Origin of the sequence: Arthrobacter sp. Cr_A7 (assembly GCF_029222765.1) — a bacterium.
GTDB lineage: Bacteria > Actinomycetota > Actinomycetes > Actinomycetales > Micrococcaceae > Arthrobacter.
In genome coordinates this window covers 1-5,576 of record NZ_JARHXQ010000058.1, presented here as the reverse complement: position 1 = coordinate 5,576, position 5,576 = coordinate 1, and the positions used below count along the sequence as shown (strand labels likewise).

6 protein-coding genes are annotated in these 5,576 nt (G+C 66.1%); 4 read left to right on the top strand and 2 right to left on the bottom strand.

What is annotated here, in order from left to right; genetic code table 11:
* The 4 genes from P2Q66_RS03320 to P2Q66_RS03305 all read left to right on the top strand — a co-directional run.
* A partial coding sequence (locus P2Q66_RS03320) for a helix-turn-helix domain-containing protein (RefSeq protein ID WP_275725545.1) occupies positions 1-295 on the top strand: 295 nt, incomplete at its 5' end.
* Positions 296-375: 80 nt separating this feature from the next.
* On the top strand, positions 376-855 hold the full coding sequence (gene bcp, locus P2Q66_RS03315; protein ID WP_115523679.1) for a thioredoxin-dependent thiol peroxidase: 480 nt from the start codon (positions 376-378) through the stop codon (positions 853-855).
* Between the two features lie 208 nt (positions 856-1,063).
* A complete protein-coding gene (locus P2Q66_RS03310) occupies positions 1,064-1,879 on the top strand; it encodes a glycoside hydrolase family 16 protein (protein ID WP_275725542.1) in 816 nt (271 codons plus the stop codon).
* A 12-nt stretch (positions 1,880-1,891) separates the two neighbouring features.
* Positions 1,892-2,464 carry a GNAT family N-acetyltransferase gene (locus P2Q66_RS03305; RefSeq protein WP_275725541.1) on the top strand — a complete coding sequence of 191 codons (573 nt, stop codon included), beginning with the start codon at positions 1,892-1,894 and terminating at the stop codon, positions 2,462-2,464.
* Between the two features lie 61 nt (positions 2,465-2,525).
* Here the strand turns inward: P2Q66_RS03305 and katG are convergent, their stop codons facing one another.
* A complete protein-coding gene (katG, locus tag P2Q66_RS03300) occupies positions 2,526-4,820 on the bottom strand; it encodes a catalase/peroxidase HPI (protein ID WP_275725539.1) in 2,295 nt (764 codons plus the stop codon).
* Between the two features lie 332 nt (positions 4,821-5,152).
* The coding region (locus P2Q66_RS03295; protein WP_275725538.1) for a hypothetical protein at positions 5,153-5,576 on the bottom strand (424 nt) is incomplete at its 5' end.

The window sequence follows — 5,576 nt, the reverse complement described above, 5'->3', positions numbered from 1 at the left end:
CGATACCGTCCTCCTGGACGGCAGGCCGGTGCCGCTCACCGGCGTCGAATTCAAGGTGCTCCGCTACCTGGTGACCCACCTGTCCCGCACGGTGGGCCGGGAGGAGCTGCAGGAGTTCCTGGACTCGTTCGAAACCCCCGGCGCCTCGGCTCGATCCATCGATGTTTACGTGGGCCGGATCCGCCGGAAACTGGGCAATGCGCGCCATGCCGTGGCCACTGTCCGCGGCGGCGGATACCAGTTCGTGCCGGGAAAATCGGCAACAGTTCGCGGCCCGGCGGAATACTGCATATGACGCCGGAGTTGTATGACTGAGCGGGAAGCCGCTTCACTTGATGTCTTGCCAGTAATGACAAACCCTTCCAAAGGAACGCCATGAGCCACACCCTGACCACCAAGCTTCAGCCCGGAACCCAGGCCCCTGACTTCACCCTCCAGGACGCCCAGGGCCGCCAGACTGCCTTGGCCGACTACCGTGGCAAAAATGTCATCGTGTACTTCTACCCCAAGGCCGCCACCCCCGGCTGCACCACCGAGGCCTGCGATTTCCGCGACAGCCTGGCCTCCCTGCAGGGCAAGGGCTACGAGGTCATCGGCATCTCCCCGGATGCCCCGGAGGCCCTGGCCGGCTTCACCGGCGACTTCTCCCTGACCTTCCCGCTGCTCTCCGACGAGGACCACGCGGTTGCCCTGGCCTACGGCGCCTGGGGCGAGAAGCTGGTCAACGGCGAGATCGTTGAGGGCATCGTCCGCTCCACCGTGGTGGTGGACCCGGACGGCAACGTCACCCTGGCCCAGTACCAGGTCCAGGCTGACGGACACGTCGCAGCGCTGAAGGAAGCCCTGGGAATCTAACCTCCCCGTCTTCCCACCACCGGGACGCTCCATCACGTCTTGCGTGTTTTTTCAGGACGCTCCATCACGTCCTGCGTGTTTTCCCCTAACGCCCCTGCAGATCCTGCGGGGGCGTTAGGCGTTTTCCGGGCAAAGCCGGAGCCGACAGCCCGGTGGACCGGGCACAATGGCAATGTCGCCCTGCAGCTGCTTTGAAAGGAGGACCCGGATGGCAAGGAAAGAACTGGACCGCAGCGGGTTAGTCCTGCAGTTCGAGGACGAGTTTGAAGGACCGGACCTGGACAGCAGCAAGTGGATCCCGCGCTACCTTCCGCAGTGGAGCAACTCCGATAGCGCCCGCGCCAGGTACCGTTTCACCTCCGACGGGCTGGCGTTGATGATCGAGGAGGACCAGGCTCCGTGGTCCCCTGAGCACAACGGGGGCCTGCGGGTTTCCAACCTCCAGACAGGCGTTTTTTCCGGGCCGCTGGGAAGCACCGAAGGCCAGCACCACTTCACCCCCGGCCTCAGGGTCACCGAGGCCCAGGCAGAGCAGCGGCTGTACACCCCGCACTACGGGCTCATCGAGGCCCGCGTTGCCGCCATCGCCGACCCCGCCTGCATGGTTGCCCTGTGGTTGATCGGCTTCGAAGACATCCCGGAATACTCCGCCGAGATCTGCATCTTCGAAATCTTCGGCTCCGACATTGGTGCCGGCACCGCGAAGGTCGGCATGGGAGTGCATCCCTTCGGGGACCCCCGCATCCAGGACGATTTCCGGAAAATTGAACTGGCCGCGGACGTGACCGAATTCCACACCTACAGCGCCGACTGGACGCCGGACGGTGTCGATTTTTATGTCGATGACCGGTTTGTGGCCGCGGTGGAACAGTCGCCGGACTATCCCATGCAGCTCATGCTCAACGTCTACGAGTTTGAAGGCGCATCCCCGTCGGCGTCCACGTATCCCAAGGAGTTCCTGGTGGACTGGGTCCGCGGTTACCGCCGGGAACCGAATGCCGTTGCCGCTTCCACGGCCCAATGACAGGATGGCCGCATGGTCATCGAGGTCCGTCCAGCCACCAGTTTCGAGGACGTCCGCGCGATCGTCGGGCCCAAACGGCCCGACGCGAACGTCTGCTGGTGCCTGAGCTACCGCATCCCGTCCAAGCAGAACCAGGCGCTGCACGGAACTGAGCGCGGGGAGCTGGTGAAGCAGTTGGTGGCGGAGGATCCGCCGCCGGGTGTGTTGGCGTACGACGGCGGCGAGCCAGTGGGGTGGGCCGCCGTCCACCCCCGCGCGGACACAAGTTTCGCCACGAACCGCCGGATCCCGCACGTGGATGACCTGGATGTGTGGTCCGTATGGTGCATCCGTGTCCGGCCCGGCCACCGCGGCAACGGCATTTCGCACGCACTATTGGCAGGCGCGGTGGAGCTGGCCCGCTCGTACGGGGCGCCCGCCGTCGAAGGTTATCCGGTGGACAACGGCGGGAAAAAAGTGGACCTCACCATGGCCTATGTTGGCACCCGCAAACTTTTCGAGGACGCAGGCTTCACCAAGGCGGCGGAAACGGACTCGGTGCTGAACGGCTTTCCGCGGGTGCTGATGCGGCTTTCGCTGCTGTGAGACCGCGTCCGGGCCGGCCGCAGATGCAGCCGGCCCGGACGGACTATCCAGTGCCTTGGGGTCAGCCCAGGTCGAAGCGGTCCAGCTCCATCACCTTCACCCAGGCCGCCACGAAGTCGTTAGCGAACTTCTCCCCGCCGTCTTCGCTCGCATAGACCTCGGCGAGCGCCCGGAGCTGCGAGTTGGACCCGAAGACCAGGTCCACCGGGGTGGCCGTCCACTTCAGCTCGCCGGTGGAGACGTCGGTGATCTCGTAGACGTTCTCCTCGCCTTCCGAGGCCTTCCACTTGGTCCCCGGCGAGAGCAGGTTGACGAAGAAGTCGTTCGTCAGGACCTGCGGCCTGTCGGTGAGGACTCCGTGGCTGGAACCGCCCACGTTGGTGCCGAGGGCCCGCATGCCGCCGACGAGCACCGTCATTTCCGGTGCCGACAGGTCCAGCATGAACGCCTTGTCCAGCAGGAGGGTCTCCGGCTGGAGCTTCTCGCCGGGGCGCACGTAGTTGCGGAACCCGTCCGCGCGCGGCTTCAGGTACTGGAACTGCTCGACGTCGGTCTGGTCCTGGGAGGCGTCGGTGCGGCCCGGCCGGAACGGCACGGTGACGGCAAACCCGGCGTCCCTCGCCGCCTTCTCCACCGCTGCGCAGCCACCCAGCACAATAAGGTCCGCCAGCGAAACCTTCTTGCCCCCGGCCTGGCCCGAGTTGAACTCCTGCTGCACCGCCTCGATCTTCTGCAGCGTGGTGGCCAGCTGCTCCGGTTCGTTGACTTCCCAGCCGCGCTGGGGTTCCAGCCGGATCCGGGCACCGTTGGCGCCGCCGCGCTTGTCGGTCTTGCGGAAGGTGGAGGCCGCGGCCCACGCCGTGCCGGCGAGCTGCGGGACGGTCAGGCCGGAGTCCAGGAGCCGTGCCTTCAGCGAGGCGATGTCCTCCTCGCTGACCAGCTCGTGGTCAACGTTCGGGACCGGGTCCTGCCAGAGCTGGGCCTCCGGAACCCACGGTCCGAGCATGTGCGGGCCGACAGGTCCCATGTCACGGTGCAGCAGCTTGTACCAGGCCTTGGCGAAGGCGAGCTGGAACTCGTCGGGGTTCTTCAGGAAGCGCCGCCCGATTTCCTCGTAGACCGGGTCGAAGCGCAGCGACAGGTCCGTGGTCAGCATGGTGGGCCGGTGCTTTTTCGCGGGGTCATGCGCGTCCGGGATGATCTCCGGGGCATCCTTGGCAACCCACTGGTGGGCTCCGGCCGGGCTCTTGACCAGTTCCCACTCGTACTCGAACAGGATCTCCAGGAAGCGGTTGCTCCACTGGGTGGGCCGGTCCGTCCAGGTGACCTCAAGGCCGGAGGTGATCGTATCGCCGCCCTTTCCGCTGCCGTAGGTGCTGAGCCAGCCCAGCCCCTGCGTCTCGAGGTTCGCGGCCTCCGGCTCGGGACCCACATGCGCGTCGGCGTCAGCGGCGCCGTGGGTCTTGCCGAAGGTGTGTCCGCCGGCGATCAGCGCGAAGGTCTCTTCGTCGTTCATCGCCATCCGCTTGAACGTCTCGCGGATAAACGCTGCGGCGAGTTTGGGATCCGGGTTGCCCATCGGCCCCTCGGGGTTGACGTAGATCAGGCCCATCTCGGTGGAGCCCACGTCCTCCGCCATCTGGCCTTCGCCGATGTAGCGTTCGTCGCCGAGCCAGGTGTCCTCCGGGCCCCAGAAGATTTCCTCGGGCTCCCACACGTCCTCGCGCCCGAAGGCGAAACCGAAGGTCTTGAAACCCATGGACTCGAGGGCCACGTTACCCGCGAGGACCAGAAGGTCTGCCCAGGAGAGCTTTTGGCCGTACTTCTGCTTCACCGGCCACAGGAGCCGGCGGGCTTTGTCCAGGTTGGCGTTGTCCGGCCAGCTGTTGAGCGGCGCGAACCGCTGGCTGCCGTCCCCGGCACCGCCGCGGCCGTCGTGGACGCGGTAGGTGCCGGCTGCATGCCAGCTCAGCCGGATCATCAGGCCGCCGTAGTGGCCGAAGTCCGCGGGCCACCAGTCCTGGGAGGTGGTCAGGACCTGGGTGATGTCCTGCTTGAGGGCCTCGACGTCGAGCTTCTGGAATTCCTCGCGGTAGCTGAAAGTGGGGCCAAGCGGGTTGCCGGCCGGGTTGTGCGCGTGGAGCACGGAGAGGTCGAGCTGGTTCGGCCACCAGTCGGCGACGGTGCGCGGCCGGTGAGCCTTGGGTTGCGGCGAATCGATGGCGGGATTTTCGCTCTCGCTGCCGTGCGAGGTCACGCTGTCATGGGCAACCGGGCAGCCACCCTCAACCTTGCTGTCCAGGCCCTGGGCGCTTCCCGGGGTAGGGACCGGGGGGTGGTCCTGACGATCGGTCATGTGCTTCCTTCCATATGGCCGAGGCCGTGGTCGGACTCGGGTAGCCGGTTCAACCCTCCTATTTGACCATGAGCGGAAGCCACAGCGAGAGTCCATTTGGGCATGCAAAACGATCGCTTGCCGGGTGCACTGCCAGGACCTGGAATCAGGGGGAGGGGGTTATGGTTTCTTCCACCATTTGCCGGGCCAGTCTTCGTCGATCGCCCACAACGCCAGGAGCAGCGCGTCAACTGTCATAAGGCCGGCAATAAGGTACGCCCAACCTGTCCACCAACCCATGGCAATCTCCTGACTGTATCCCCCAGCCACTCGATTGCTCCTAAGTGTGGCACTTAAAGCGCCGGTACGGAACGGCCCCCGGCCGCAGTCCTGAAAAGTGCCTCAAGCCGGTAATGCGCCTCGGTTTCCAGCTTCAGGCGGCGGGTCAGCTTCTCCACCTGCTGGGACATCTCCGCCCCCACCGGAAGCCGGTCCCCGGGCCAGTTCCAGACATCCCGCGATTCAGCCAGCGCCTCGGCCAGGGCTTGGGCGGCGGCCCGCACCTTGCGGGAGTGCAGGTAGACGCGCAGCAGCGCTTTGGCCTTGCCCACGCCGGCCGCCAGTACCTCCCGCACTATGAAGTCGAGTCCGACGGCGGGCTTCGCGGCTGCGTGCTCCATCCGAACTTCGGGCTTTGCGGCGGCATCCACCGCGGAGACTTCGGGCGCGGCCCCGTCCGCTGTGGACGCGTCCGGCCGCGCAGCGGCGAGCGCCACT

What these genes read in the sequence shown, in the direction of transcription:
- P2Q66_RS03305 (WP_275725541.1), top strand. Translation starts at nt 1,892, where the DNA reads ATGGTCATCGAGGTCCGTCCAGCCACCAGTTTCGAGGACGTCCGCGCG.
- katG (WP_275725539.1), bottom strand. Translation starts at nt 4,820, where the DNA reads ATGACCGATCGTCAGGACCACCCCCCGGTCCCTACCCCGGGAAGCGCC.
- P2Q66_RS03310 (WP_275725542.1), top strand. Translation starts at nt 1,064, where the DNA reads ATGGCAAGGAAAGAACTGGACCGCAGCGGGTTAGTCCTGCAGTTCGAG.
- bcp (WP_115523679.1), top strand. Translation starts at nt 376, where the DNA reads ATGAGCCACACCCTGACCACCAAGCTTCAGCCCGGAACCCAGGCCCCT.